At 68.8% G+C, this 25,111-nt stretch carries 27 protein-coding genes; 16 read left to right on the top strand and 11 right to left on the bottom strand.

Features of this window, described 5'->3' with window-relative positions; all coding sequences use genetic code 11:
• Positions 1–9 precede the first annotated feature (9 nt).
• The gene (locus ASE34_RS17050) at positions 10–687 is read left to right on the top strand and encodes a FadR/GntR family transcriptional regulator (RefSeq protein WP_053097960.1); all 678 of its coding nucleotides are present in this window, start codon (positions 10–12) and stop codon (positions 685–687) included.
• Positions 688–857: 170 nt separating this feature from the next.
• On the opposite strand, the gene ASE34_RS17045 is transcribed toward ASE34_RS17050, so the two are convergent.
• Positions 858–1,520: a transaldolase family protein gene (locus ASE34_RS17045; protein WP_056280511.1), complete on the bottom strand. Its 663-nt coding sequence runs from the start codon at positions 1,518–1,520 to the stop codon at positions 858–860.
• Positions 1,521–1,627: 107 nt separating this feature from the next.
• On the opposite strand from ASE34_RS17045, the gene ASE34_RS17040 reads away from it, so the two are divergent.
• The 6 genes from ASE34_RS17040 (at position 1,628) to ASE34_RS17015 (ending at position 6,458) form a co-directional block, all read left to right on the top strand.
• Positions 1,628–2,578 (top strand): ribokinase, encoded by a 951-nt coding sequence (locus ASE34_RS17040; RefSeq protein ID WP_056280509.1) that lies wholly within the window; start codon positions 1,628–1,630, stop codon positions 2,576–2,578.
• An 18-nt stretch (positions 2,579–2,596) separates the two neighbouring features.
• A complete protein-coding gene (gene rbsD / locus ASE34_RS17035) occupies positions 2,597–3,001 on the top strand; it encodes a D-ribose pyranase (RefSeq protein WP_053097964.1) in 405 nt (134 codons plus the stop codon).
• Position 3,002: 1 nt separating this feature from the next.
• Positions 3,003–3,806: a GntR family transcriptional regulator gene (locus ASE34_RS17030; RefSeq protein WP_056280506.1), complete on the top strand. Its 804-nt coding sequence runs from the start codon at positions 3,003–3,005 to the stop codon at positions 3,804–3,806.
• A gap of 113 nt (positions 3,807–3,919) precedes the next feature.
• Positions 3,920–4,729, top strand: a complete 810-nt coding sequence (locus ASE34_RS17025) for a hypothetical protein (protein ID WP_056280504.1) — start codon at positions 3,920–3,922, stop codon at positions 4,727–4,729.
• Between the two features lie 20 nt (positions 4,730–4,749).
• Complete coding sequence (locus ASE34_RS17020) at positions 4,750–5,808, top strand: PLP-dependent cysteine synthase family protein (RefSeq protein ID WP_056280501.1); 1,059 nt, start codon at positions 4,750–4,752, stop codon at positions 5,806–5,808.
• Positions 5,809–5,942: 134 nt separating this feature from the next.
• Positions 5,943–6,458 carry a glycine cleavage system protein R gene (locus ASE34_RS17015; RefSeq protein ID WP_053097968.1) on the top strand — a complete coding sequence of 172 codons (516 nt, stop codon included), beginning with the start codon at positions 5,943–5,945 and terminating at the stop codon, positions 6,456–6,458.
• A gap of 120 nt (positions 6,459–6,578) precedes the next feature.
• On the opposite strand, the gene ASE34_RS17010 is transcribed toward ASE34_RS17015, so the two are convergent.
• Complete coding sequence (locus ASE34_RS17010; protein WP_056280681.1) at positions 6,579–7,295, bottom strand: FadR/GntR family transcriptional regulator; 717 nt, start codon at positions 7,293–7,295, stop codon at positions 6,579–6,581.
• A gap of 165 nt (positions 7,296–7,460) precedes the next feature.
• On the opposite strand from ASE34_RS17010, the gene ASE34_RS17005 reads away from it, so the two are divergent.
• The 4 genes from ASE34_RS17005 to ASE34_RS16990 are packed head-to-tail and all read left to right on the top strand — an operon-like array spanning position 7,461 to position 11,926.
• The gene (locus ASE34_RS17005; RefSeq protein ID WP_056280500.1) at positions 7,461–8,696 is read left to right on the top strand and encodes an aminotransferase class V-fold PLP-dependent enzyme; all 1,236 of its coding nucleotides are present in this window, start codon (positions 7,461–7,463) and stop codon (positions 8,694–8,696) included.
• A gap of 60 nt (positions 8,697–8,756) precedes the next feature.
• Positions 8,757–10,070: an ABC transporter substrate-binding protein gene (locus ASE34_RS17000; protein ID WP_053097970.1), complete on the top strand. Its 1,314-nt coding sequence runs from the start codon at positions 8,757–8,759 to the stop codon at positions 10,068–10,070.
• Between the two features lie 3 nt (positions 10,071–10,073).
• On the top strand, positions 10,074–11,024 hold the full coding sequence (locus ASE34_RS16995) for a carbohydrate ABC transporter permease (protein WP_053097971.1): 951 nt from the start codon (positions 10,074–10,076) through the stop codon (positions 11,022–11,024).
• Positions 11,021–11,926 carry a carbohydrate ABC transporter permease gene (locus ASE34_RS16990; RefSeq protein ID WP_200955193.1) on the top strand — a complete coding sequence of 302 codons (906 nt, stop codon included), beginning with the start codon at positions 11,021–11,023 and terminating at the stop codon, positions 11,924–11,926. The genes ASE34_RS16995 and ASE34_RS16990 overlap by 4 nt, the downstream gene beginning before the upstream one ends.
• A gap of 62 nt (positions 11,927–11,988) precedes the next feature.
• Here the strand turns inward: ASE34_RS16990 and ASE34_RS16985 are convergent, their stop codons facing one another.
• The 3 genes from ASE34_RS16985 to ASE34_RS16975 form a co-directional block, all read right to left on the bottom strand.
• Positions 11,989–13,002 (bottom strand): aldo/keto reductase family protein, encoded by a 1,014-nt coding sequence (locus tag ASE34_RS16985; protein ID WP_053097972.1) that lies wholly within the window; start codon positions 13,000–13,002, stop codon positions 11,989–11,991.
• Positions 13,003–13,041: 39 nt separating this feature from the next.
• Positions 13,042–14,670, bottom strand: a complete 1,629-nt coding sequence (locus ASE34_RS16980) for a DUF4407 domain-containing protein (RefSeq protein WP_056280497.1) — start codon at positions 14,668–14,670, stop codon at positions 13,042–13,044.
• A 77-nt stretch (positions 14,671–14,747) separates the two neighbouring features.
• The gene (locus tag ASE34_RS16975; RefSeq protein ID WP_056280495.1) at positions 14,748–15,314 is read right to left on the bottom strand and encodes a TetR/AcrR family transcriptional regulator; all 567 of its coding nucleotides are present in this window, start codon (positions 15,312–15,314) and stop codon (positions 14,748–14,750) included.
• 66 nt (positions 15,315–15,380) lie between these two features.
• Between ASE34_RS16975 and ASE34_RS16970 the strand changes: the two genes are divergently transcribed.
• A complete protein-coding gene (locus ASE34_RS16970; protein WP_056280492.1) occupies positions 15,381–16,013 on the top strand; it encodes an NAD(P)H-dependent oxidoreductase in 633 nt (210 codons plus the stop codon).
• Here the strand turns inward: ASE34_RS16970 and rlmN are convergent.
• Positions 15,962–17,251 carry a 23S rRNA (adenine(2503)-C(2))-methyltransferase RlmN gene (rlmN, locus tag ASE34_RS16965; RefSeq protein WP_171821948.1) on the bottom strand — a complete coding sequence of 430 codons (1,290 nt, stop codon included), beginning with the start codon at positions 17,249–17,251 and terminating at the stop codon, positions 15,962–15,964. The two genes, ASE34_RS16970 and rlmN, sit on opposite strands and share 52 nt — an antisense overlap.
• A 70-nt stretch (positions 17,252–17,321) precedes the next feature.
• Between rlmN and ASE34_RS16960 the strand changes: the two genes are divergently transcribed.
• The 3 genes from ASE34_RS16960 to ASE34_RS16950 are packed head-to-tail and all read left to right on the top strand — an operon-like array spanning position 17,322 to position 19,337.
• Positions 17,322–17,876, top strand: coding sequence for a ribosomal protein L7/L12 (locus ASE34_RS16960; RefSeq protein WP_053097977.1), 555 nt, complete (start codon positions 17,322–17,324; stop codon positions 17,874–17,876).
• A 56-nt stretch (positions 17,877–17,932) separates the two neighbouring features.
• Positions 17,933–18,571 carry a bifunctional 4-hydroxy-2-oxoglutarate aldolase/2-dehydro-3-deoxy-phosphogluconate aldolase gene (locus ASE34_RS16955; protein WP_056280489.1) on the top strand — a complete coding sequence of 213 codons (639 nt, stop codon included), beginning with the start codon at positions 17,933–17,935 and terminating at the stop codon, positions 18,569–18,571.
• A 16-nt stretch (positions 18,572–18,587) separates the two neighbouring features.
• Positions 18,588–19,337: a sulfite exporter TauE/SafE family protein gene (locus ASE34_RS16950; RefSeq protein ID WP_053097979.1), complete on the top strand. Its 750-nt coding sequence runs from the start codon at positions 18,588–18,590 to the stop codon at positions 19,335–19,337.
• Positions 19,338–19,364: 27 nt separating this feature from the next.
• On the opposite strand, the gene ASE34_RS16945 is transcribed toward ASE34_RS16950, so the two are convergent.
• The 3 genes from ASE34_RS16945 to ASE34_RS18240 all read right to left on the bottom strand — a co-directional run bounded on the left by ASE34_RS16945 (position 19,365) and on the right by ASE34_RS18240 (position 21,827).
• Positions 19,365–20,195 (bottom strand): SDR family oxidoreductase, encoded by an 831-nt coding sequence (locus ASE34_RS16945; RefSeq protein ID WP_056280486.1) that lies wholly within the window; start codon positions 20,193–20,195, stop codon positions 19,365–19,367.
• Between the two features lie 46 nt (positions 20,196–20,241).
• Positions 20,242–21,003 (bottom strand): SDR family NAD(P)-dependent oxidoreductase, encoded by a 762-nt coding sequence (locus ASE34_RS16940; protein WP_056280483.1) that lies wholly within the window; start codon positions 21,001–21,003, stop codon positions 20,242–20,244.
• Positions 21,004–21,170: 167 nt separating this feature from the next.
• Positions 21,171–21,827: a hypothetical protein gene (locus ASE34_RS18240; RefSeq protein ID WP_230101062.1), complete on the bottom strand. Its 657-nt coding sequence runs from the start codon at positions 21,825–21,827 to the stop codon at positions 21,171–21,173.
• Between the two features lie 139 nt (positions 21,828–21,966).
• Between ASE34_RS18240 and ASE34_RS16930 the strand changes: the two genes are divergently transcribed.
• Positions 21,967–22,473 (top strand): phosphotransferase, encoded by a 507-nt coding sequence (locus ASE34_RS16930; RefSeq protein ID WP_082586713.1) that lies wholly within the window; start codon positions 21,967–21,969, stop codon positions 22,471–22,473.
• 8 nt (positions 22,474–22,481) lie between these two features.
• Here ASE34_RS16930 and ASE34_RS16925 read toward each other — a convergent pair whose 3' ends face one another.
• Together ASE34_RS16925 and ASE34_RS16920 are read right to left on the bottom strand one after the other, a co-directional pair.
• Complete coding sequence (locus ASE34_RS16925; protein WP_056280479.1) at positions 22,482–23,765, bottom strand: hemolysin family protein; 1,284 nt, start codon at positions 23,763–23,765, stop codon at positions 22,482–22,484.
• Between the two features lie 94 nt (positions 23,766–23,859).
• Complete coding sequence (locus ASE34_RS16920; RefSeq protein WP_056280674.1) at positions 23,860–24,900, bottom strand: TerC family protein; 1,041 nt, start codon at positions 24,898–24,900, stop codon at positions 23,860–23,862.
• Positions 24,901–25,111 lie beyond the last annotated feature (211 nt).

The following is a 25,111-nucleotide window of genomic DNA, read 5'->3' as shown; positions in this document are numbered from 1 at the left end:
GATGACGCCATGGCAGTGACTGACGACGCGATCGAGAAGATCAAGGCGATGATCGTGTCGGGCGAACTCGCCCCCGGCGATCGCCTCCCTCCCGAGAAGGAGCTGTCCGAGCGTCTCGGCCTGTCACGCAACTCGATGCGCGAGGCCGTGAAGGCGCTCGAGGTGATCCGGGTGCTCGACGTGCGCCGCGGTGACGGCACCTATGTCACGAGCCTGGAGCCCCACCTGCTGCTCGAGGCGATCTCGTTCGTGGTCGACATGCACGACGACGACTCGATGCTCGAGATCTTCGCGGTGCGACGGATGCTGGAGTCGCAGGCGACCGGCCTCGCGGCCACCCTCGGCAGCGACGACGCGATCGCCGGCCTCGAGAGCGAGGTCGCCTCCATCGATCCGACGGTCAGCATCGAAGAGCTCGTCGAGCACGACATCCGCTTCCACCGTGAGATCGTCGGCATGGCCGGCAACGCCTATCTCGCCAGCCTCATCGAGCACCTGAGCAGTCAGACCGTGCGCGCCCGCGTGTGGCGTGGTCTCACCGAGGGCGGAGCGGTCGAGCGCACCCTCTCGGAGCACCGGGCGATCGCCGACGCCATCGCCCGGCGCGATTCGGGTCTCGCCACCTCGCTCGCCACGGCGCACATCGCCGGCGTCGAGCGGTGGCTGCGCCAGGCGGCATCCGCCTGACGCCGCGACGCCTTTCTCGGCCACTCGTCCCAGCGGCCTTCCGTGCACGCCGTCGTCGCCCGGGCCCTGACAGGCACGTTCGGCCAGATGCGCTTCGCTCGGCCGTATCCGTGACGTCGGGCCGAATCTGGCGCGTCTGGCCGACGCTGGCCCACCCGCCGAAGTGCGACTCAGGCCCCGAGCCGCCCCATCGCCGCGTCGAACTCGGCGGCGGAGCTGTCGCTGACCTCGTGGAACAGCACCTGGTCGATCACGTCGGGTGCCGCCGTGAAGTACGGCACCCCCGCGAGACGCAGACCGGTGATGTCGTCAGGTGATCGCAGGCTGGCCGCGAGCACGTTCGAGTCGCTGCCCGCGCACACCTCCTGCATGCGGGCGATCACCGCATCCCCGTCGATGCCGGCATCCCGCATCCGTCCGAGGTAGGGGGCGATGTACTGCGCGCCGATCGAGGCGCATGCCAGCGCCTGTGCGACCGAGTAGACGGCGGTGACGAGCACGGTCGCGCCGTCGCGCACCAGAGCGGATGCCGCGGCGAAGCCGTCGCGGGTCGCCGGCACCTTCACGGCCACGCGATCGCCCAGCGCACGGATGCCCTCGGCGTTGCGGAGGAAGGATGCGGTGTCGCCGCCCCACGTCTGGAAGAAGATCTCGCGGGCGCCCTCGTCCGACCAGCGGGCGTAGAGGTCGGGGATCTCCGCGGCGGTGCGGCCGCCGCGCTCGAGGATCGTGGGGTTGGTCGTCACGCCATGCACGACGCCCGCGGTGAGGAGCGAGGCGACGCGGTCGACGTCCGCGCTGTCGACATAGAGACGGGGGGCCAGCGCGGTCATCGGGTCTCCTTGTGCACAACCTGTCGTTACAGGTTCGGATTCGGCTAATGTAATGACAGCCGCGGAGGATGTCAAAGCACCCCGCATCGACGACGATCAGGAGTGCCATGACAGCCGCCACCTCGCCCGATCGCACCGGCGTCGTCATCGTCGGCAGCGTGACCGCAGACGTGACGACCTTCTCGACCAGGCTCCCCGCCCGCGGAGAGACCATCCTCGGCGACGAGTTCACCCTGATGCTCGGCGGCAAGGGCGCGAATCAGGCGGTCGCCGCCGGACGATCGGGGGCCCGCACGAGCTTCGTCGGATGCGTGGGAGACGACCTCTTCCACGACCTCGTCGTCGACGGGCTGAGCGAGGCCGGAGTCGACCTCACGCACCTCCGCACGGTGCCGGGGCCGACGGGCATCGCGCACATCCGCGTCGACGCCTCGGCGCAGAACGACATCGTCATGGTGCCTCTGGCCAACGCCGCGCTCAGCACCGAGCAGATCGACGCGGCGCTCGAAGCCCTCGCGCCGACCACGTCGGTGCTGCTCACCCAGCTCGAGACGCCCTCGGCGCTCACCGCGCACATCACGTCACGAGGACGCGAGCACGGCATGACCGTCATCCTCGACCCCGCCCCCGCCGCTCCGCTGGATGACGCCGTGTGGGCGAGCATCGACATCGTCACCCCGAACGAGACCGAGGCCTCGGTGCTCAGCGGCGTCGAGGTGACGGATGCCGCGTCGGCGGAGATCGCCGGACGCTGGTTCCTCGACCGGGGCGTCGGCGCCGCCGTGATCACGCTCGCGGGTCAGGGCTCGTGCGTTGTGACCGCAGCGGGCGCATTCGTCATCCCGCCCTTCCCTGTCGAGGCCGTCGACACCACCGCGGCCGGCGACGCCTACGCCGGGTATCTCGGCGCCGCCCTCGCCAACGGCTGGGGGCTGACGGATGCCGTTCGCCTGGCGACCGCCGCCGGAGCCCTCGCCGTCACGAAGCAGGGCGCCTCGCCCAGCCTGCCGCTGCGGGCCGAGGTCGACGCCTTCCTGGCCGCCCGAGAAGCCCACTGACATCCCCGAGGAGACATCATGCGCAAGACAGCGACGACCATCAACCCCGCACTCTCGCGCGTGATCAGCGAGACCGGCCACACCGATCTGCTGGTGGTCACCGACGCCGGCCTGCCCATCCCGCCCGGATCCGAGCGCATCGACCTCGCCTATCGTCCCGGCGCTCCGGCCTTCTTCGACGTGCTCGACACCGTGCTCGCCGAGCTCGTCGTGGAGGGAGCGACGGTGTCGGCCGAGGTCGCCGAGAAGAGCCCCGAGGTGCTGGCCGCGCTGCGCGAGCGCTTCGCCGACCAGGACTTCGAGATCGAGCTCATCCCGCACGTCGACTTCAAGAAGCTGACCCACTCGGCGCGCGCGTTCGTGCGCTCGGGAGAGTTCACCCCCTACGCGAACGTGATCCTGCACGCGGGAGTGGCGTACTGATATGAACGACACGATCGACCGCCACTCCGCCGCGCCCATGTACGACCAGCTGCGTCAGCTGATCGTCGACGGCATCGCGAGAGACGGCCTGCAGCCCGGCGACCCGCTGCCCGGCGAGCACCGCCTCTGCGAGCGGTACGGCATCTCGCGCACCGTGGTGCGCCAGGCGTTGGCCCAGCTCGAGCACGAGGGGCTCGTCGAACGCGTCAAGGGCAAGGGCACGTTCGTGTCGCGCCCCCGCACGAGCGAGAGCCTGGTGCACACGCTGATCGGCCTCTACGACGACGTCGAGCGCCGCGGCGGGCACGTGCACAGCGACGTCCTGCGCCACGAGCAGACTCTCGCCGACGACGAGATCGCGGCGGCACTCGAGGTCGACCCTGGCGCACCGGTCGTGGTGCTCGACCGTCTGCGTCACGTCGACGCCGAACCCTGGTCGCTCTCGACCACCTGGATGCCGGATGCCGTCGGCGGAGTCACGCTCGGCGTCGACCTCTCGGAGCGGTCCCTGTACCGCCTGCTCGCCGATCACGACATCGTGGCGACCAGCGGCGTCCGCTCGGCCGAGGCCACCGTCGCGACCCACGAGCAGGCGCAGCATCTGGGGGTGAGCGCCGGCTCCGCCCTGCTGCGACTGCGCAGCGTGAGCCGTTCCTCCGACGGCACGCCGATCGAGTACTTCGTGGCGCACCACCGCGGCGACCGCTCGCGCTTCGAGTTCCAGCTGCAGCAGGAGCAGTCGCAGGCGTCGCTGCTGCACGTCGACGGCGACGGCAGCACCTCGCGCGCTGGCACCGTCCGCTAGCCGCATCCGCACGCGGCATCCACTCACAGGTGGGTCGGCCGAGCACGGGTCGCGGACTAGCCTGGAACGAGAGCACGCATCGCACGGGGCGATGCGATCGGGGGGAAGACACGATGGTCGACGACGCGCATCCACCGGCATCCGACTCCGACCCGGTCATCCCTCCGCCGCCTGCCGCGGCGCCGGGACAGCTCGGATCCTCCGTCCCGCTGGCCCCGCCGCTGGGCGGGATCCCCGGGCCGCCTGCGCCGCTGCCGCCGTACGCCTCTGCCTCCCAGCCGGGGCAGCATCCGCAGATGGCCGCGTACCCGCCGCCGCACCCCGGGCAGCCGTCGCCTCCCTACGGCGCCGCATATGCTTCCCCGTCCGCGCCTCCTCCTGCACGTTCAGGACGGACCGTCGGCATCGTCATCGCAGCGGTCGCGGCGTTCGTGCTGATCGTCGTCGTGGGCATCGCGGTGGCCGTGAGCCTGCTGCTGAGCTCGCGCACCGAACCGGCGACCGCGCCTCCGGCCACGAGCGTCACGGAAGAGCCCGCATCGCCTTCCGAGGCACCGCAGGGCGACCCGGACTCCGACGGCTCGGGCGACGCCGATGCCTCCGCCATCGCCGACGCGCTCCAGGCGAAGATCGACGAGTACAAGCGCCTGCGCGACAGCGGCGCGCTCTGGCAGAGCATCCCCGACACCGAGTTCAACCGCACGGCCGTCTCCGCCTTCCTCTACTTCCTCACCGACATGAAGGTCGCCACCATCTGGGGTGTCGACGATGCGCAGGCGCAGGAGTACGAGGAGCGCATGACGATGCTCGAGGAGCGTCTGCTCGCCGAGCAGCCCCTCGGCGACGACATCCAGATCACCCTCGAGGACGAGGTCTTCACGTACGACGGCGAGACGGGCGAGGGCGGCTACACGCCCCGCTAGAGGAGCGTTACGCTCGAAGCATGAGCGACTGGACCAGCACCGCGATCGCCCTGCTGGAAGCCGACGCCAACCGCAGCGCCGACACCCATCTGCACCTCTTCCCACTGCCACCCGAGTGGGGCATCGACCTGTACCTGAAAGACGAGTCGGTGCATCCGACCGGGTCGCTCAAGCACCGTCTCGCGCGCTCGCTGATCCTGTACGGACTCGTCAACGGACGCATCACCGAGGACTCCACTCTCGTCGAGTCGTCCAGCGGATCGACGGCCGTCTCCGAGGCGTACTTCGCGCGGATGCTGGGGCTGCCCTTCGTCACCGTCGTACCGCGCTCGACCAGCCAGGAGAAGATCGACCTCATCGAGTTCTACGGCGGACGCTGTCACTTCGTCGACCGTGCCGAGGACATGTCTCCTGAGGCTCAGCGACTGGCCTCCGAATGCCACGGCCACTACCTCGACCAGTTCACGTTCGCCGAGGGGGCGACCGACTGGCGCGGCAACAACAACATCGCCGAGAGCGTGTTCAGCCAGCTGTCGCAGGAACGCCACCCGATCCCCCGCTGGATCGTCGTGGGCGCAGGCACCGGCGGCACGAGCGCCACCTTCGGCCGGTACGTGAAGTACCGCCGCCACGAGACGCAGATCGCGGTCGTCGACCCCGAGGGTTCGGCGTTCTACGACGGATGGGCGGGCACCGTCGACGCGCCGGCCGGACGCCCCAGTCGCATCGAGGGCATCGGCCGTCCGCGCGTCGAGGCCTCGTTCGTGCCCAGCGTGATCGACGAGATGATCCGCGTTCCCGACGCGGGGTCGATCGCCGCGATCCGGATGCTGCGCGAGCGCACCCTGCACTGGGCCGGAGGTTCGACCGGCACCAACCTGTACGGCGCATTCCAGCTGATCGCGCGCATGCGCGCGGCGGGCGAGACCGGCAGCATCGTCACGCTCATCTGCGACAGCGGCATCCGCTACGCCGGCACGTACTTCAACGATGAGTGGGTCGCCGAGCAGGGCTGGGACCTCGACCCGCATCGCACCCGCCTCGATCACTTCCTCGAGACCGGGGTCTGGGTCGACTGACCCTCGTTCCGCTTCCATGACTCCGGAGATCCGGGCAGGTCACCCGGGAGAACACGCTTCCTCGGGTTCGAGCCGCCACATTCTCCGGAGTCACGGCACGTCGCGGGCCGAGGCGCTCCGGCTACGCTGGCCGCATGACTACTCTCATCCTCACTGTCGCGGGTGCCGATCGCCCCGGACTCGTCGCAGCCGTCGCCGATGTCGTCGATGCCCACGGCGGAAACTGGGAGAACAGCTCGCTGGCCGAGCTCGCGGGCACCTTCGCCGGAGTGATCGAGGTCTCGGTCGCCGCCGACCGTTCCGACGAGCTGCAGACGGCGCTCCGCGGACTTCAGGGACAGGGGCTCCTGACGCTCGCCGTCCTCACCGGAACGCCTGATGACGACGCGGAGGACGAGCAGCGACTCGAGATCCGGGTGCTGGGCAACGACCGATCCGGCATCGTCCGCGAGGTCTCGAACGTGCTGAACGCGCACGAACTCAGCATCGAGGAGCTCGCGACCGAGACCCGGGATGCCGCGATGGCCGGCGGCCGTCTGTTCGAGGCCTCCGTGATCGCACGGGTTCCGTCGTCGGTCGACATCGATGCCCTGCGTCGCGACCTCGAGCGCATCGCCACGGAGATCCAGGTCGACATCACCCTCGCCTGACCGCGGCGTCCCCTCCGCCCGATACGCACACAGCGCCCCGCACGGCCCCCGAGGCGACCGCACGCCCGTGCAGACCGAGGCGAACTGTGCAGACCGGGCGAGATGAGAGGGCGATCGTCGTCACTCAGGGCGATCGACGGACGACCCTTCGGCGCGCAGATCCGTATCGGTGTACCGGCGCACCCAGTACTCGGTCTGAGCCACGTGGGCGGATGCCGCAGCCGACGCCGCGACCGGGTCCGCCGCCGCGAGTCCGCGGAGGATCGCCCGGTGCCCGGCATCCGAGTGGAGCTTGAGTTCGGCGGCGTCGCCGGCATCCGGGATCCGATAGGCCCGCGAGCGTGAGCGCAGCACGTCGATCAGGCTCGTGAGCGCGTCGTTGCCGGCGACCTCCGAGATCGTCATGTGGAAGGCGTGGTCGAGGCGGGAGTGGTCCTCGAAGTCGTCGCTCGCCTCGATCTCATCGAGCACGCCGCTGAGCGTCTCGATCGTGGCGGCGTCGATGCGGGCCGCGGCGAGCGCAGCCGCATGGGGCTCGAGCACCCGGCGAAGCTCCGTCAGTTCGAGCACCCCGGCCATGGGCAGGAGTCCGACCGTGAGAGAGAGGCTGCCGATCAGGTCGGCGGCGCGCAGCTCGCTGACGTAGCTGCCCGAGCCGTGCCGGGTCTCGAGCACACCGAGGGCGGCCAGCATGCGGATGGCTTCGCGCAGCGATCCGCGTGAGACGCCGAGCGTCTCGCACAGCTCACCCTCGCTCGGCAGACGGTCGCCGGGGCGCAGCTCGCCGTCCGCGATCAGCGCACGCAGCCCGTGCAGCGCTGTGTCCAGTGCGCTCATCGTCATCCTCCTGACACCGCCCGATTCCCTTGCTGAGTCTGTCGGACGCAGACCCTTCGTCAAATTCGTATGACAACTATGTTTCATCCTCGCCTTTTCGTAGCCATTTCGAAAGCCGTGTGGCAAAGTTGTGCAACAACTCCCCCACTGCACCGACGAGGACCGATGCCCGCACCACTCTTCCCCGCACCGCTCACGCTGAACTCCGGCATCCGAGCCCGTGATGCGTGGCCGCTCGATCCCGACGTGATCCACCTGAACCACGGCTCGTTCGGCGCGGTTCCCACGGCCGTCGTCGAGCAGCAGGATGCCCTTCGACGTCGCGCCGACCTCAGCCCGGTCGAGTGGTTCCCCCGCATCGCCGAGCGGGTGCGCAACGCTCGCGAGCGCACGGCTCCGTTCCTCGGCGCCCATGCCGAAGACAGCGTCTTCGTCCCGAACGCCTCCGCCGCCGCGACCGTCGTCTACAACGCCCTGCACCTCGAGCGCGGCGACGAGATCCTCGTCACCGACCAGGGCTACGGAGCGATCACCATGGGCGCGGAGCGCCTGGCCCGCCGCTTCGGAGCATCCGTCCGCGCCGTCGAGCTGCCGCTGCTCGCCTCCGACGACGAGGTCGTGCAGCGCTTCGCCGACGCACTCACTCCGGCCACCCGCCTGATCGTGGTCGACCAGATCACCTCGCCGACCGCGCGGATGCTGCCGACCCGGCGCATCGCCGAGCTCGCGGCGGAACGGGGCCTCCGCACCCTCGTCGACGGCGCCCATGCTCCCGGTCTCGTCGCCGATGCCGCCGCGGTCGCCGGCGGCGACTGGTGGTTCGGCAACCTGCACAAGTGGCCCTGCGCCCCGCGCGGTTCCGCCCTGCTCGTCACGAACGCCCCCGACCGCGACGACCTGTGGCCGCTCATCGACTCGTGGGCGGCGAACGAGCCCTACCCCGAGCGCTTCGACACCCAGGGCACGATCGACGCGACGACCTATCTCGCCACCCCGGCGTCGATCGAGTTCATCGAGTCCGAGTTCGGGTGGCACAACGCCCGCCAGGCGATGGCGCAGATGGCGGATGCCGGGGCCGAGATCATCGCCGAGGGTCTGCGCCCCTACGGCGACGAAGACCCCCTCACCCCGTTGCCCTCGCCCGTGCCGTCGATGCGACTCGTGCGACTGCCGCTCGGACTCGGCTCGACCCGCGAAGAGGCCGATGCCCTGCGCATGGACCTGCTCGACGAGACCGGCGTCGAGACCGCGTTCACCAGCTTCCGCGGCGTCGGCTACTTCCGCCTGTCGGCGCACCTCTACACAGAGGCGTCCGACTTCGAGGCCTTCGTCGAGCGCTGCATCCCGCAGATCCTCCGCCGCGCCGGCATCCGCACCGCCGACTCCATCATCGTCTCCTGACCCGACCCACCCCTCCACCCACCACCCGACCCACCACCATCACCAACTGAGAGGCACCTCGTGAAGAAGAACAGAATCTTGACGACCGCCGCGGGAATCGGCACCGTCGCCGCACTCGCGCTCACCGGCTGTTCCGCAGGCGGCGGCGAGTCCGCCGACGGCACCGTCACCCTGCAGATGGTCGAGAGCCTGACCAATCCTGCCCGCACCGACCTGCTGCGCGGACTCCTCGACGACTTCGAGAAGGAGAACCCCGACATCAAGGTCAAGCTCGTCTCGCCGCCCACCGAGCAGGCCGACGCGAAGATCCAGCAGATGCTGCAGTCGGGCAAGGGCGTCGACGTCCTCGAGGTCCGCGACATCACCGTCGGACCGTTCGCGAACAACGGCTGGCTGCACGACATCTCGGCCGACCTCGAGAAGTGGGACGGCTGGGATGCCCTCACCGACAACGCGCAGTCGGCGTCCGTGGCCGCAGACGGCAAGAGCTACTTCGTGCCGTACGGCTTCTACGGCCTGTCGCTCTTCTATCGCACCGACCTCGTCGAGGAGGCGGGCTTCGACGGCCCGCCGCACAGCTGGAAGGATCTGCTCGAGCAGGCCAGCGCCATCCAGGACCCCGCGAACAACATCTACGGCTACGCGTTCCGCGGTGGCCAGAACGCGAACAGCAATGTGGTCGCGGCTATCGAGGCCTACACGATCGACGGCCTCGACGTCGATGACGCCTTCCTGATGGAGGACGGGTCGACGATCTTCGCCGCTCCCGAGGCACAGGAAGCCGTCGACGACTACTTCGACCTCTTCAAGGAGGCGTCGCCGCCGTCCGCCGTGTCGTGGGGCTACCCCGAGATGGTCGCCGGTTTCACCAACGGCACCACGGCGTTCCTGCTGCAGGACCCCGAGGTCATCGCGACCGTGCAGGACTCCTCTCTGACCGAGGATCAGTGGGACACCGCCCCGCTGCTCGTCGGGCCGTCGGGCAAGGCCGCGCAGCCGCTGGCCGTCGCCGGCTGGGGCGTCGCGGAGAACAGCGAGCACCAGGATGCCGCGGTCAAGCTCGTCGAGTTCCTCTCGTCGGCCGAGCCGGCCACCGAGTTCGCGCAGGCCAACAGCCTCGTGCCGATCATCTCCGAGGCAGCCGATGACGAGTTCTACTCCTCGGGCCCGTGGACGAGCTATGTCACGATGACCGAGGACCCCGAGACCTACGTCAACGTCAAGCAGCCTCGCGGCGTCAGCTGGTGGACCGAGTGGATCCAGAAGTCCGACCAGGACGTGCAGAACGTGCTGCTCGGCAACATGTCGACCACCGAGCTACTCGAGTCGTGGGACACCTTCTGGACCGAGAAGTACGCTGCGGAAAAGGGCTGATCCGTGACCCGGACCACTCTCGAAGGGGGCTCCGTCGGCACCGCCGGCGGAGCCTCCCCGGCATCCCGCCGGCGCCGCCCCTTCCGTGGCCGCCACGCGCTGACGCTGCTGGCCTTCATGGCCCCGGCGATCGTGTTCGTGTGCTGGTTCACCTACTGGCCGATGCTGCAGGGCGCACGCATGGCCTTCCACGACTGGAACCTGTGGGATCTCACCTCCACCCCGTGGGTGGGTTTCGACAACTTCGTCACCGTCTTCCAGGACCCTGCCTTCCCGATCGTCGCCTGGAACTCCGTCCTGTGGGTCGTCGGCTCGCTCGTGCCTCAGCTCGTGATCGGCTTCCTGATCGCGCTCGCCCTGCGCAAGCGCTTCCGCTTCCGCGGCCTCTACCAGGCGCTCGTGTTCTTCCCGTGGGCCGTCTCGGGCTTCCTGATCGGGATGCTGTTCCGCTGGATGTTCAACGCCGAGTTCGGCGTCGTGAACGACCTGCTCATGAAGGCCGGCCTGATCGACGCCCCGCTGCCCTGGCTGGCGGATCCGAAGCTCGCGATGTTCGCGGTCATCGTCGCCAACATCTGGTACGGCGTGACCTTCTTCGCGATCATGATCCTCGCGGCTCTGCAGTCCGTGCCCGATGAGATGCTCGAGGCCGCGAGCCTCGACGGCGCAGGCAAGGTGCGTCAGCTGTTCTCGATCATCATCCCGTACATCTCGATGACGCTGCTGCTGACGATCCTGCTGCGCATCATCTGGATCTTCAACTTCCCCGACATCATCTACGCGATGACCAACGGCGGGCCGGCGAACCAGACCCACATCATCACGACGTGGATGATCAACTACACGCAGCAGGGCAACTACGGCATCGCGAGCGCCATCGGACTCATCGTCGTCGCGTTCCTGTTCGTGTTCTGCGCGTTCTACCTCATGGCGATGCGGAGGGTCCAGCGATGACCATCACCGGAACCACGGTCACCGAGACCCGGCGTCTCACCGTCCCCGACATCGCGAAGGCACCGCGTCCGAAGCGCAAGGTCTCGGCCGGCGGCGTCGTGCGCGTCGTCGGTCTCGCCCTCTGGCTCGTCATCACGCTCTTCCCGCTGTACTGGATCGCGCTGACGTCGTTCAAGTCGCCGGGAACGATCAACTCCTTCCCGATCGAGTACTGGCCCAGCGAGCCGTCGCTCGACAACTACGTGAGCCTGTTCGAGCAGAGCTCGTTCGGGGTCTTCCTCGGCAACTCGGCTCTGGTGGCGACGATCGCGGGTGCGGTCGCGACGCTCATCGCTCTGCTCAGCGCCTATGTGATCGCGCGCTTCGAGTTCCGCGGCAAGGGGACGGTGCTGGTGGCGTTCCTGCTCACGCAGATGATCCCCGCGTTCATCGCGCTGGGGCCGCTGTACTCGATGATGACCGACCTGGGCCTCGTCGACACCAAGCCCGGCCTGATCCTCGTGTACATCGCGGTCTGCATCCCGTTCTCCACGGTCATGCTGCGCGGTTTCTTCGAGAACGTGCCGGACGCGCTCGAAGAGGCGGCGATGATCGACGGATGCTCGCGCTTCGGCGCGCTGTTCCGGGTGCTCGTGCCGGTGATGACCCCGGGCATCATCGCGGCCTTCATCTTCAACTTCGTCAACTGCTGGAACGAGCTGTTCCTGTCGGTCGTGCTGATGAACACCGACGAGAACCGCACCGTGCCGTCGGCGCTGAACGGGTTCATCTCGACCTTCAACATCGACTGGGGCTCGATGAGCGCCGCAGCCGTGCTGACGATCCTGCCGACCATGGTGATGTTCGCACTCGCGAGCCGCTGGATCGTGCAGGGCCTGACCGCCGGCGCCGTCAAGGAGTAGGCGCATCCGGACATGACGAAGGCCGCCGCCTCTCAGGGACGGCGGCCTTCGTCAAGCATCCGTCAGACCAGGCGGGCCTTCGGCGACACCGAGTACGTGGCCTCTGCATCGCGGTTGACCGTGTCGCCCAGTGCGGTGTCGATCGCCGCGAGCGTGTCGGCGTCGAGCGTCACTCCCGAGGCCTTGACCGTCTCGGCGAGCTGCTCGGGGCGCGAGGCCCCGACGAGAGCTGCGGCGACGTTCGGGTTCTGCAGCACCCAGGCGATCGCGAGCTGCGGCATCGACAGGCCGGCCTGCTCGGCGATCGGCTTGAGCTTCTGCACGGCGGTGAGGATGTCGTCCTGCAGGAACCCCTTGATGAAGTCGGAGCCGCTGTGCGGATCCGTCGCGCGGGAGCCCTCGGGAACCGGCTGACCCGGCAGGTACTTGCCCGACAGCACGCCCTGCGCCATCGGCGACCAGACGATCTGCGAGATGCCGAGCTCCTCCGATGCGGGCACGACCTTGCCCTCGATCACACGGTGCAGCATCGAGTACTGCGGCTGGTTCGAGATCAGCTGCACGCCGAGCTGCTTCGCGAGCGCATGCCCCTCGCGCAGCTGCTCGGCCGTCCACTCCGACACGCCGATGTAGAGGGCCTTGCCCTGGCGCACGACGTCGGCGAACGCCTGGAACGTCTCCTCGAGCGGGGTCTCGTAGTCGAAACGGTGCGCCTGGTAGAGGTCGACGTAGTCGGTGCCGAGTCGCGTCAGCGAGCCGTTGATCGATTCGAGGATGTGCTTGCGGCTCAACCCGGTGTCGTTCGGACCCTTGGGGCCGGTCGGGAAGTAGACCTTCGTGAAGATCTCGAGACCCTCGCGGCGCTGACCCTCGAGCGCCTTGCCGAGCACGACCTCCGCCGCGGTGTTCGCGTAGGTGTCTGCGGTGTCGAATGTGGTGATGCCGGCGTCGAGCGCCGCGTGCACCGTCTTGACGGCGGCGTCGTCGCCGACCTGCGAAGCGTGCGTGACCCAGTTGCCGTAGGTGATCTCAGAGACCTTGAGACCGCTGTTGCCGAGATAGCGATAGTTGACCATGCCATAACGCTACCGGCCGTGGCAGACGCCGGGCCCGGATCAGACGCGCGGTTCGACCAGCTGCTCCTGCTCGGCGAGCGTCTGCGCCTGGGCGCGCTTCTCGGCGAGCTCGCGCTCCTGCGCCGCGTCACGCGCTTCGGCGGCCTGGGCGGCCTCCCTGCGCTCGGCGCGGGTCTGCGGCTCGCCTGATCCGGCATCCGCCTGGATCCCCTGCGACTGCACGGTGACGATCGCCGCGCGGTCGCGGAACCCCTCGGCGGTCACCTTGTCGAGCGCGACCTGCTTGCGGATCGCGACGGCCTTCTCGTAGAGCGACGGGTCGCCGTAGGAGGTGAGCACCTTCACGAGCACGGGCAGCAGCTCGATCATGAAGAACAGTGCGGCGATGAGGATGTGCGCCCACAGGATCGTCGGCTCCTTCTCGCTGAGCCTGTTCAGACCGCTGATCTGGCTGAGCAGACCGATCGCGCCGGCGTTGCCGGATGCCACCGATTCGGCGCGCGCGTTGTACGCGGCGAGCGCGGTGTCATAGCTGTCGCGCGCGGCGGGCAGCTGAGACTGCGCCTCTTCACGGTTCTGCGACTCCGACGTGCTGGTGTTCTCCTTCGCGGCGGTGCCCGCGGCTGCCAGCTCTTCGTTGGCGGTGCGCAGCTGCGCGGCGAGCGCGTCGTAGGTCTGCTGCGCCTCGGCGAGCTGGGCCTGGGCGGCATCCGAGCTCGCACCCTCGCCGTTCACGCCGGTGCAGCCGGGAACCGTGCCTGCACCTTCGCCGGTGAGCTCGCACTGGTAGAGGACGCGGGCCTGGTCGATCACGGCCTGCTGCTCGGTCATCTTGGCCGTGAGGTCGTCGACCGTGGCCTGCGCGGCCGATTCGGTCGCCGACGACGAGTCGGTGCCGGCGACGATTCCGGTCGCCGCCTGGTTCTCGAGCTCGGCGACGCGGTCCGATGCGGCGTCGAGCGCCTTCTTCTCGGGGCCGGTCTCGAGTGCATCCTGGTCGGCCTGCGCCTGGGTGATGTTCGTCGAGGCGACCTCGCGCGCGATGTCGTTGTGGAAGATCTGCAGCACGAGCGGCTCGGCGACGACGAAGCCGATGATCGCGGCCATGATCACACGTGGAATCGCGAGGCCGATGAGCTTCCAGACGTTGCGGGTCGACGTCATGGTCGAGGTGAGGAAGCGATCGAGGTTGAAGATGATGAGCGCCCAGACGACCGCCAGCGGCACGGCCAGCCAGATCGCGGCCTGCACGCCCGTGGTCAGTGCGAACAGCATGGAGATCGCCGAGACCAGTGCGGTTCCGGCCAGCACGAAGAACATCTGCACGAAGCGCGGGGTCTCGCCGGGGACGCGGTCGAGGATCTCGCCCTCGGCTCCGCCGAGGATGGCGAGCTTGCGCAGACGCGAACCCGGCACGCGCGGTGCGCGCTCGCGCGGCTGACGCCGGGGCTTGGGCTCACGCACGGGACGGGCGGATGCCGCGGCATCCTGCTCCTGCTCCGGCGCATCGGGCACCTCGGGTGCCTGCTGCGGTTGCGGCAGATCGGCGCCCGTGGGCTCGTACGCGCGCAGGAAGTCGAGGTCGTCCGTGTCAGCGTTCGGGTCGCTGTCGAGGATGATCCGACCCTGCGAATCGAACCGTCCTGGGCGGTGAGCGGAATAGGGCATTCCGACAATCTACGAAATGTCGCCTGTGGAAAACGTGCACGAACCCTGTGTTTCCGCCTCCGCGGGCCTCGTCAGGGTCAGCGCGGCAGCATGCGGACGAGCGCATCGGCGCTCGCGGCGAGCGCGTCCTTGAGCGAGAAATGTCCGGCGGCGCACAGCGTTCCGAGTCCGTGCACGAGGCCCCACACTCCGGTGACGCTCTGCGCGTCGAGGCCCGCCGCCACGGACGCCTCCGACAGCAGCTGCTCGAGCTCATCGATCAGGGGGGCCATGGTCTCGCTCGGCTCACCGGGGATGCACACCGTCGGGTCGTAGATCACGTCGAAGCCGTGCGGATGCTCGACCGCGTAGCGGATATACGCGGCACCGCCTTCGATCACGGCGGATGCGGAGTCCGGCGCCTCCTCGATCCCGCCGCGCACCGCGGCCACCAGGTCGGCCATGCTGCGCTCGGCGAGGACCTTGAGCAGACCGCGCCGGTCGGAGAAGTGGTGGTACGGGGCGTTATGGCTCACGTCGGCGGCGCGGGCGACCTCGCGCAGGCTGATCTCCCCCGCGGGCTTCTCGGCGAGCAGCTGCATCGCCGCCGCCTCGAGGGCGTGGGCGAGGTCACCGTGGTGATAGCCGGATCGGGAACTTGACACAAGCAACATTGTTGCTTATCTTGACACTGTCCACCACTGCTTGACACTGTCAACATAGGAGAGCACATGCCATCCGCACTGATCATCGACGGCCACCCCGATGCCGGATCCCTCACCGCAGAACTGGCCCGACGCTATGCCGCAGCGCATGGCGACGCCCGTGTCCTCGCTCTGCGCGATCTCGACTTCGATCCGTCGCTGCGCTTCGGCTACCGCCGGCGCATGCAGCTCGAGCCCGACCTGATCGACGCGAAGCGCGCACTGGCCGAAGCGCGGACGGTCGTGGTGTTCACCCCGCTCTGGTGGGGGTCGGTGCCCGCGCTGCTGAAGGGGTTCTTCGATCGGGCCCTGCTGCCGCAGCAGGAGTACCGGTACTCGAAGCTCGGGATGCCCGAAGGCCTGTTGACGGCTGCGAACGGACGCCTGTTCCTGCTGGCGGACACCCCGTGGTTCCTCACGCCCTTCACCGGGCTCCCCGCACAGACGCACGTCGCCCGCGGGACGATGAGGTTCTGCGGCATCCGCTCGGTGCGCACCACGCGGATGCTGGGAATCAAGGACGCGAGCCCCGCGCGCATCGAGTCGTGGCTGTCGCGCGCCGAGACTCTCGGTCGCCGCGACGGCCTTCGCGATCGCGGCACCGGCCCTCAGGCCATGGCGGCGGAGGCAGCCTCGTCTTCGGTCGTCGCGACGAGCTGACCGCACGCACCGTCGATCTCCTTGCCGCGAGTGTCGCGGAGGGTCGTCGGGATGCCTGCGTCGTTGAGGCGGCGCACGAACTCGTTCTGCACCGAGGGCTCGGACGACGTCCAGATCGAGCCGGGCGTCGGGTTCAGCGGGATCGGGTTGACGTGCACCCAGCCGCGGCCGCGCTCGTTGAGCTTGTCGGCGAGCAGGTCGGCGCGCCAGGCGTGGTCGTTCATGTCCTTGATCAGCGCGTACTCGATCGAGACACGGCGGCCGGTCTTGGCGTAGTAGTCGTAGGCGGCGTCGAGCGCCTCGTCGACCTTCCAGCGGGAGTTCACCGGGATGAGCTCGTCACGCAGGTGGTCATCCGGTGCGTGCAGCGACAGCGCGAAGGTGACGGGGATGCCCTCGTCGGCGAGCTTCTTGATGGCCGGCACGAGTCCGACAGTAGACACCGTGATGCCGCGCGCGCTCATGCCCAGGCCGTCGGGCTGGGGCGCGACCATCGAGCGCACCGCGTCCATCACGCGCTTGTAGTTGGCGAGCGGCTCACCCATGCCCATGAAGACGATGTTCGACACGCGCTCCATCGAGTGGTCGTCGGCCTTCTTGCCGCCGAGACCGCCCTCGGCGATCAGGCGGTTGGCGCGGACGATCTGCTCGATGATCTCGGCGGTCGACATGTTGCGGGTGAGACCCGCCTGGCCGGTGGCGCAGAACGGGCAGTTCATGCCGCACCCGGCCTGCGACGAGACGCACAGGGTGATGCGGCCCGGGTAGCGCATGAGCACCGACTCGACCAGCGCGCCGTCGTGCAGACGCCAGAGGAACTTGATCGTGTCGCCGCGGTCGGTCTCCAGGCGGCGCACCTCGGTGAGCAGCGGCGGCAGCATGCCGGCGACGAGCTGCTCCCGGGTGTCGGCCGGAAGATCCGTCATCTCCGCAGCGTCCGACGTGTAGTGCCGGAAATAGTGGGTCGAGAGCTGCTTCGCGCGGAAGCCGGGCAGGCCGAGCTCCTTGACCTTCTCGACGCGCTCGGCGGGCGTGAGGTCGGCGAGATGCACCGGCGGCTTGCCGCGCTTCGGGCTCGCGAACTGCAGCAGCGGCCGCCCCTCGGCATCCTTCTGCTGCGTCCACCCCTCGGTCGCAGGACGCACCTGCGGGGTGCCGGTCGAGCGGACTGCCCCCGAACGGGACGACGCGGGTGCCGTGGCGGGGCGCGTCTCGCGCGTGCGGGGAGTCTCGGTCATACCTCCAGGGTACGCGGTGCCGGGTGGGAAGCGCCTGGGGCGCCGGCCCCGGCGTCCCTAGACTGACCCCATGGACATCATCATCGCTGTCGGCGCGGTCATCGCAGCTGTCGTCGTGGGCGTGGTGATCATCGGCGCCGCCCTGCGATCGATGCGCCCGAAGGCACCGGAGCCGCACGTGTTCACCCCGTCGCCGACGATGGCCCGATCCGTGGCATCCGCTTCGACGTCGACCGCCTCGGCATCGCAGCTGACGCCTGCGGCGATCGCCGAGATCGATCGTCTCGTCGCCGCCGGGCAGAAGATCCACGCGATCAAGCTCTACCGGCAGCACACGGGCGTGCGCCTGCAGGAGGCCAAGGACCGGATCGACCACTGGTCCGTCAGCACCACGGCACCGCACCTCGCGGCCGTCTCGAACGCCTCGGCCGCCCACTCGTCGATCACGGCGACGCCGTCGTCGGTGCGGGGCGCGCTGCCGGCATCCGTCGCCTCCGAGGTCGACCGGCTCATCGCCGCCGAGCAGAAGATCCAGGCGATCAAGCTGGTCAGGGAGCACACCGGGCTCGGCCTCAAGCAGGCGAAGGACGTCGTCGAGGCCTGGCCACACCCGCGCCACTTGTAGTTACAGGCTGCGGTCGGGGAGAATGGAGCCGATCCCCCATCGAAGGAGTCTTCGCCATGCCCGACCGCCTCTCCCGCGCCCGTTCCGCCGGCGTCCTCGCCGTCTTGCGCGCACCCTCGCCCGAGCTCGCACTCGAGGCGTCCGAGGCGATCATCCGCGGTGGCGTGACCGGCATCGAGGTCACCTTCTCGACCCCCGACGCCCCCTCGGTGATCCGCGAACTCATCGCGCGCCACGGCGACGCGGCCTACATCGGCGCGGGCACAGTGACGACTGCCGAGCAGGCCGCCCTCGCCGCCGATGCCGGTGCGGAGTTCCTCGTCAGCCCCGGAACCCTGCCCGCTCTGACCCGAGCGATGCTCGAGACCGGCCGCGTCGTCATGACAGGTGCCATGACCCCGACCGAGGTCATGGGCGCGCTCGAGCTCGGCGTCGACGTGGTCAAGATCTTCCCCGCGTCCCTCGGCGGGCCCTCGTACCTCGGCGCGCTGCGCGGACCGTTCCCGGATGCTCCGCTGATGCCGACGGGAGGCGTCAGCCCCGACAACCTCGCCGACTGGTTCCGCGCCGGAGCCGTGGCGGTCGGAGCGGGCGGCGACCTCGCGAACGGCGCCTCGCTCGCTGCATCCGACTGGGCCGACATCGAACAGCGCTCGGCCCGCTTCGCCGCGGCGCTCGCTGCGACCCGCAGCTGAGTCGGCCGATGACCCGGTGATCGAACTCGCACCCCTCGCCTGGGCGGCGCTCGGCCTCGCCGCCGTCACGATCGGCATCTCGAAGACCGCGCTCCCCGGCGGCAGCATCCTGGCCATCGCACTGTTCGCGACCGTGCTCCCCGCGCGCACGTCGACCGCCGCGATGCTCCTGCTGCTCATCGTCGGCGACGTGTTCGCGTTGATCACCTATCGCCGCCACGCGCACTGGCCGACGCTGCTGCGCCTCGCGCCCGCCGTACTCGCAGGGCTGCTGGCCGGCTTCGCGTTCCTCGCGCTCGCGGGCGACGGCATCGTACGTCGGGCGATCGGCGTGATCCTGCTGGCGATGATCGCAGTCACCCTGTGGCGGCGATGGCGGCAGGACCGGGCGGATGCCGCGTCGCCCGCACCGGGAGGCATCGTGCTCTCGGGCGTCTACGGCACTCTCGGGGGCTTCACGACCATGGTCGCCAATGCGGGCGGACCCGTGATGTCGATGTACTTCCTCGCCACCCGCACGCCCGTGCAGGTGTTCCTCGGCACCTCGGCCTGGTTCTTCGCGATCATCAACCTCGTGAAGATCCCGTTCCTCGCGGGCCTCGGCCTCTTCGAGGGCCACGTGCTGCTCATGGATGCCGTGCTCGCGCCGCTCGTGGTGCTCGGCGCTCTGGGCGGCATCCGCCTCGCGAAGCGCATGAACCAGGTGCTGTTCGACCGCATCGTGATCGTGCTGACGATCGCCGGCGCCGTCTACCTGCTGTTCTGACCGTCTGCTCCCCGCGGCAGGACCGCCTCAGTCGAGGAAGATGTCGGGGAACAGCCGGTCGTCGGGAGTGCCGGGGACGGCGGCGTAATGCGAGAAGTCGGTCACGCCGTCGGCCTCGAGCACGTCCTCGACGATCAGGGTCTGACCGCTGTACTCGGCCGCGGGCTTGAGCAGCACCGCGTAGGCGGCGTCGGCGTAGATGTCGGGCGTGCGGCTCGCCGCCATGACCTTGTCGCCGCCGAGCAGGTTCTGCACCGCGGCGGTGGCGATGGTGGTGCGCGGCCACAGGGTGTTGGCGGCGATGCCGTCGCGGGCGAACTCCGCGGCAAGGCCGAGCGTGACCATCGTCATGCCGAACTTCGCGAGCGTGTATCCGGTGTGCGCACCGAGCCACTTCGGCGTGGGGTTCAGGGGCGGCGACAGCGACAGGATGTGGGGGTTCTCGGCGTCCTTGAGGATCGGCACCGCCGCGCGCGAGAGCATGAACGTGCCGCGGACGTTCACGTCCTGCATCAGGTCGTACTTCTTCGCGCCGAGGTCGAGCGAGCGCGAGAGGTCGATGACGCTGGCGTTGTTGATGACGATGTCGATGCCGCCGAACTCGCCCTGCGTCTTGAGCACGGCCTCGGTGATGTCGTCGTCGTCGCGCACGTCCCCGACGATCGGCAGCGCCTGACCGCCCGCCGCCCTGATCTGGTCGGCGGCCGTGTGCACCGTTCCCTCGAGCTTCGGATGCGGGGTGTCGGTCTTCGCCAGCATCGCGATGTTCGCGCCGTCAGCCGCGGCACGCAGCGCGATCGCGAGTCCGATGCCGCGGCTGCCGCCGGACATCAGGATGGTCTTGCCTGCCAGTGACATGGATTCTCCTTGGAGCGTCGGGGCTTCGGGACTTCGGGGTTCGGGCTTACTTCGGTGCCATGCGGATCGCGCCGTCGAGGCGGATCGTCTCGCCGTTGAGGTAGCCGTTCTCGACGATCTGCTGCACGAGAGAGGCGTACTCGTCGGGGCGTCCGAGACGCGAGGGGAACGGCACCTGCTGGCCCAGCGAGTCCTGCGCCGCCTGCGGCAGGCCCATCAGCATCGGGGTCTCCATGATGCCGGGAGCGATCGTGCAGACGCGGATGCCGTAACGAGCGAGCTCGCGAGCGACGGGAAGCGTCATGGCGTGCACGCCGCCCTTCGAGGCCGAGTATGCCGGCTGGCCGATCTGCCCGTCGAAAGCGGCCACGCTCGCGGTGTTCACGATGACACCACGGTCGCCGGTGTCGGTCGCGTCGTTCTTCGCGATCACGGCGGAGGCCTGCGACAGGACATTGAAGGTGCCGACGAGGTTGATGCGGACGATGCGCTCGAAGTCGGCGAGCACGGCCGGGTTGCCCTCGCGGTCGAGCACCTTCGCCGGCGGGGCGATGCCCGCGCAGTTGACGACGATCCGCAGCGGAGCGGCGGCCTGCGCTGCGGCCACGGCGGCAGCGGCATCCTCAGCGCTCGTGACGTCTCCGCCTGAGAACACCCCGCCGAGGTCGGACGCGATCTCGGCACCGGCCGACGAGGGCAGGTCGAGGATGGTGACGACGGCGCCGGCGGCGGCGAGCGTCCGCGCGGTGGCGAGGCCCAGACCGGACGCACCGCCGGTGATGAGAGCACTCGAGCCCTGGATCTGCATGCGGTTCTCCTTCGAAACGTGTGCGACTCAGTGTCAGTTTAGCTGATTCCGAGTTTCAGGTGACACATCGCCAGAGGCCTCGCGACGGTGTCGACCCCGAGCCTACGCCGCGCACGTCGAAGGGGCGGGGCCATGACGGCCCCGCCCCTTCGGAGTGACTCACGAGATCAGACCTGGATCTGCGCGGCGATGCCCTTCAGCTTGTGGCGTGCGAGCGCGAGGTTCGCCGACGCACTGTTGAGCACGAGGTAGATGAAGAGCCCGCTCGCACCGGTCGTGTTGAGCACGTTGATCAGGTGATACTGCGAGCTCAGGGTGATGAGGATGTCGTCGATCTCATCCGTGATGCCGAGGTCGCGCATCGTCGCCAGCTTGGCGCGCACGACGTTCGAGTTGCCCGCGGCGGCGATCCCCAGGTCGAATGAGGGGTTGCCTCCCTGGGCGAGTGCCATTCCGCTGCCGTAGTCGACGATCGCGGCGCCGGTGGCGCCCTCGATGGCCAGCAGCTGCTGCAGGGCGTCGTCAAGTGAACTCATGTTGTACTGCTCCTCTATGGTGATGCGTGTGCTCTCGACGTCGGCGTCAGGTGCCTGTGCGGATGCCGGAACGTCGCCGCTCCAGATCCACTCGACGAACTGGTCGAGATCCCGTTCGCCGGATTCCTGCGACGAGATCGCCGGAGCCTTCGGCAGCCCGACCGCGGTAGCGTGAGCGGCATCGGAATCGGCACCGGGTGCGACCTCGGGAGCCGCGGATGCGGACGAGGAGGCATCGGCATCGCTGCCCTGCCGCCGCCACCACTGTGACCGGGACGAAACGCGCACGAAGACCTCTGATGTGTCGAGTGGGATGGATGATGCGGCCGCCGACGGCGACCGCGACTGAGACTAACCGCGTCCCGCCGCCCGGAGCCGGAAAAATACACGCATACCGATATACGTTCGAACATGAGATGAGCGCCCCATGAGCATCCCCTCCACGACGACGGAGATCCCGCCGATCGTGCGGTCACTGGCCGCGGGCGCCACGCTCACGCCGGTATGGCTGAACGGCATCGGCGGGCTCACCTTTCGCACCGACGACGGGCGCTACATCAAGTGGGGCCCGCATGACGCCGAGGCGAACATGCGGGACGAAGCGGAGCGGATGCGGTGGGCACGGCGTTGGATCGCTGTTCCCGAGGTGATCGATCAGGGTGAGGACGCCACGCACGAGTGGCTCGTCACGGCTGCATTCCCGGGCCGCAGCGCTGTGGACCCCCGATGGATCGACGACCCCGAGACCGCCGTACGCGCGGTCGGAACCGCGCTGCGCGCGATGCACGACTCGCTGCCCGTCGAGCAGTGCCCCTGGACCTGGAGCTCCGCATGGAGGATCGCGAACGCGGTCGAGCGCGGCGTCACGGTGCCGGCCGACCTGCACGAGCCGCCTCGGCTCGAGTACTACCGCCGACTCTGGAACGAGACCTGAGACCCGACTCAGTCGGTCGGCGAGGCGTCCTCGTGCACGGCCACTCGGATCTCCGAGATCCGGCGACGATCGACGGCCGTCACGCGGATCGTCGCACCGGGCACCTCGACCGAATCACCGACCACCGCGAGGCGGCCGAGCATCTCGGTGACGAAGCCCGCGACCGTGTCCGATGCGCCACGGGGCAGCGCGATCCCGGTGATCTCGGCGAAGTCCTGCAGATTGAGGCGGCCGTCGAGTGCGCCGCCGGCGTCCGGCATCCGGTCCTCCGTGTCGTACTCGTCGAAGATCTCGCCCACGACCTCTTCGACGAGGTCCTCGAGCGTCACGATGCCGTCAGTGCCGCCGTACTCGTCGACCACGACGGCGATCTGGTGACCGGCCGCCCGCATGCGGGTCAGGGTGGGTAGCACGCCCGCGGTCGAGGGCACGTACTCGACGGGACGCATGAGTCCGAGCACCGCGCGCGTCGCGTCGTCGGCGGCGGCCTCGAAGAGGTCGCGCACATGCACGAAGCCCACGATGTCGTCGAGCGAGGCGTCGATCACCGGGTACCGCGAGAACGGCAGCTCGCGCACGTCCGCGATGGCCTCGGCGAGCGTCGCGGCGCCGTCGAGCGCGACGACCTCGGGACGGGGCCGCATGACCTCGCTCACCTGACGTCCGCGCAGCGACAGCACGTCGTCGAGGATGCGTCGCTCGTCGTCGGGGAGGCTCTGATGCGTCGCGACGATGTCGCGCAGCTCCTCCTCGCTGAGCTCGTCCGCCGCCTTGTGCGGGTCGCCGCCCAGCAGACGCACGACCGCATTCGTCGACACCGACAGCAGCCAGATGACCGGCCTCATGACCACGGCGAAGCCGTCGAGCACCGGCGCGACGGCATACGCGAACTGGGCGTTGCGCTGGATGGCGAGCCGCTTGGGCACGAGCTCGCCGAGCACGAGCGACAGGTAGGCGATCACGAGCGTCAGCAGCACGGTCGAGAGGGTGAGAGCCAGCGGAGCGGCGACCCCGAGGTTCTCGAGCAGAGGCGCGACCGACGGGGCGATCGAGGTCGCACCGTAAGCGGCCGAGGCGAAGCCGGCGACCGTCACGCCGATCTGCACCGCCGAGAGGAAGGTGTTCGGGTTGCGAGCCAGGCTCGCGACCTTCTCGCCTCGTCTGCCACGAGCAGCGATCGCATTGATCTGACTCTCACGCAACGTGACGAGGGCCATCTCCGTCGCGGCGAACACGCCGCCGACGAGGACGAACACGAACACCAGAGCGATGTTCACCGCGAGGTCGCCCATCAGCGGGTCACCTCACGAGGTGCGGGGGTGCCCGAGGTCATTCGGGCGCCGGGTCTGTCGGGGTCTGCGGACGCGTCGGAGCGGCGCGACTGGTTCACGAGTGTTCCTTCTGGGTGTCGGTGGTGAGCGGTGCAGAGCGGGACGGATCAGGAGCGTCGAGCGCGTCGCGCTTGTCGTCGCGTCGCGTCTTCATGAGGCTCGCGACGGTGGCGACGGCGATCGTCGCGCCGATGAAGACGAGCGAGAACCAGATCGGGATCTCAGGCGCCCACAGCATCGGCTCGCCGCCGTTGATGAACGGGAGCTCGTTGACGTGCATCGCGTGCAGCACGAGCTTGACGCCGATGAACGCGAGGATGACCGCGAGGCCCTGCGCGAGGTACACGAGGCGCTGCAGCAGGCCGCCGATGAGGAAGTACAGCTGGCGCAGGCCCATGAGGGCGAAGGCGTTGGCCGTGAAGACGATGTAGGCCTCTTCGGTCAGGCCGTAGATGGCGGGGATCGAGTCGACCGCGAAGATCAGGTCGACGAAGCCGATCGCGATGATCACGAGGAACATCGGCGTGAAGAATCGCTTGCCGTCGCGCTGCACGGTCAGGCGGTCGCCGTTGTACTCGTCGCTCACCGGCAGGATACGGCGCACGAAGCGCATGAACCGGCCGTTGGCCGGGTTGTGGTCGCCCTGTGCGAACGCCTGGCGGTAGGCCAGGAACAGCAGCAGCGCACCGAAGAGGTAGAAGATCCAGGAGAAGTTCTCGATCAGCGTGGCGCCGAGCGCGATGAATCCACCGCGCATGATGAGCGCGATGACGATGCCGATCATCAGCACCTTCTGCTGATAGATGCGCGGCACGGCGAAGCCGGTCATCACGATGAGGAACACGAAGAGGTTGTCGATCGACAGCGCCTTCTCGGTCAGGTACCCGGCGAAGTACTCACCGCCGTACGTCCAGCCCGACACGGTGCCGATGCCGACGCCGAACAGCAGGGCCAGACCGATGTAGAACGCCGACCAGCGGGCGGACTCGCCGATGGTGGGCTCATGGGGCTTTCGCACGTGCGCGAAGAACTCGTACACGAAGAAGGCGATCGTGACGGCGATCGTGATGATCCACACGAGGGGGGTGATGTTCAAGGAGGTCTCCAGAAGACGAGGCGTGACGAGGTCGACGCCAAGGTCTTCTCCATCCTCGAGAACGAGGACCGGGGACCCGGGATGCAGGTACATCCGTAATGACGAGCCGCCCGTGGTGGAGTACTCCCCTTGGGTTCACTCGATGCTAGCGAATACATCGGCATTCCAGCTATGAGAAAGCTGAGTGGATGCTTCCGGTTCCGGTGGTTCG

Origin of the sequence: Microbacterium sp. Root280D1 (assembly GCF_001428975.1) — a bacterium.
Taxonomy (GTDB): Bacteria; Actinomycetota; Actinomycetes; order Actinomycetales; family Microbacteriaceae; genus Microbacterium.
The sequence above is the reverse complement of the archived record's forward strand: the minus strand, read 5'-3'. Positions and strand labels throughout refer to the sequence as shown.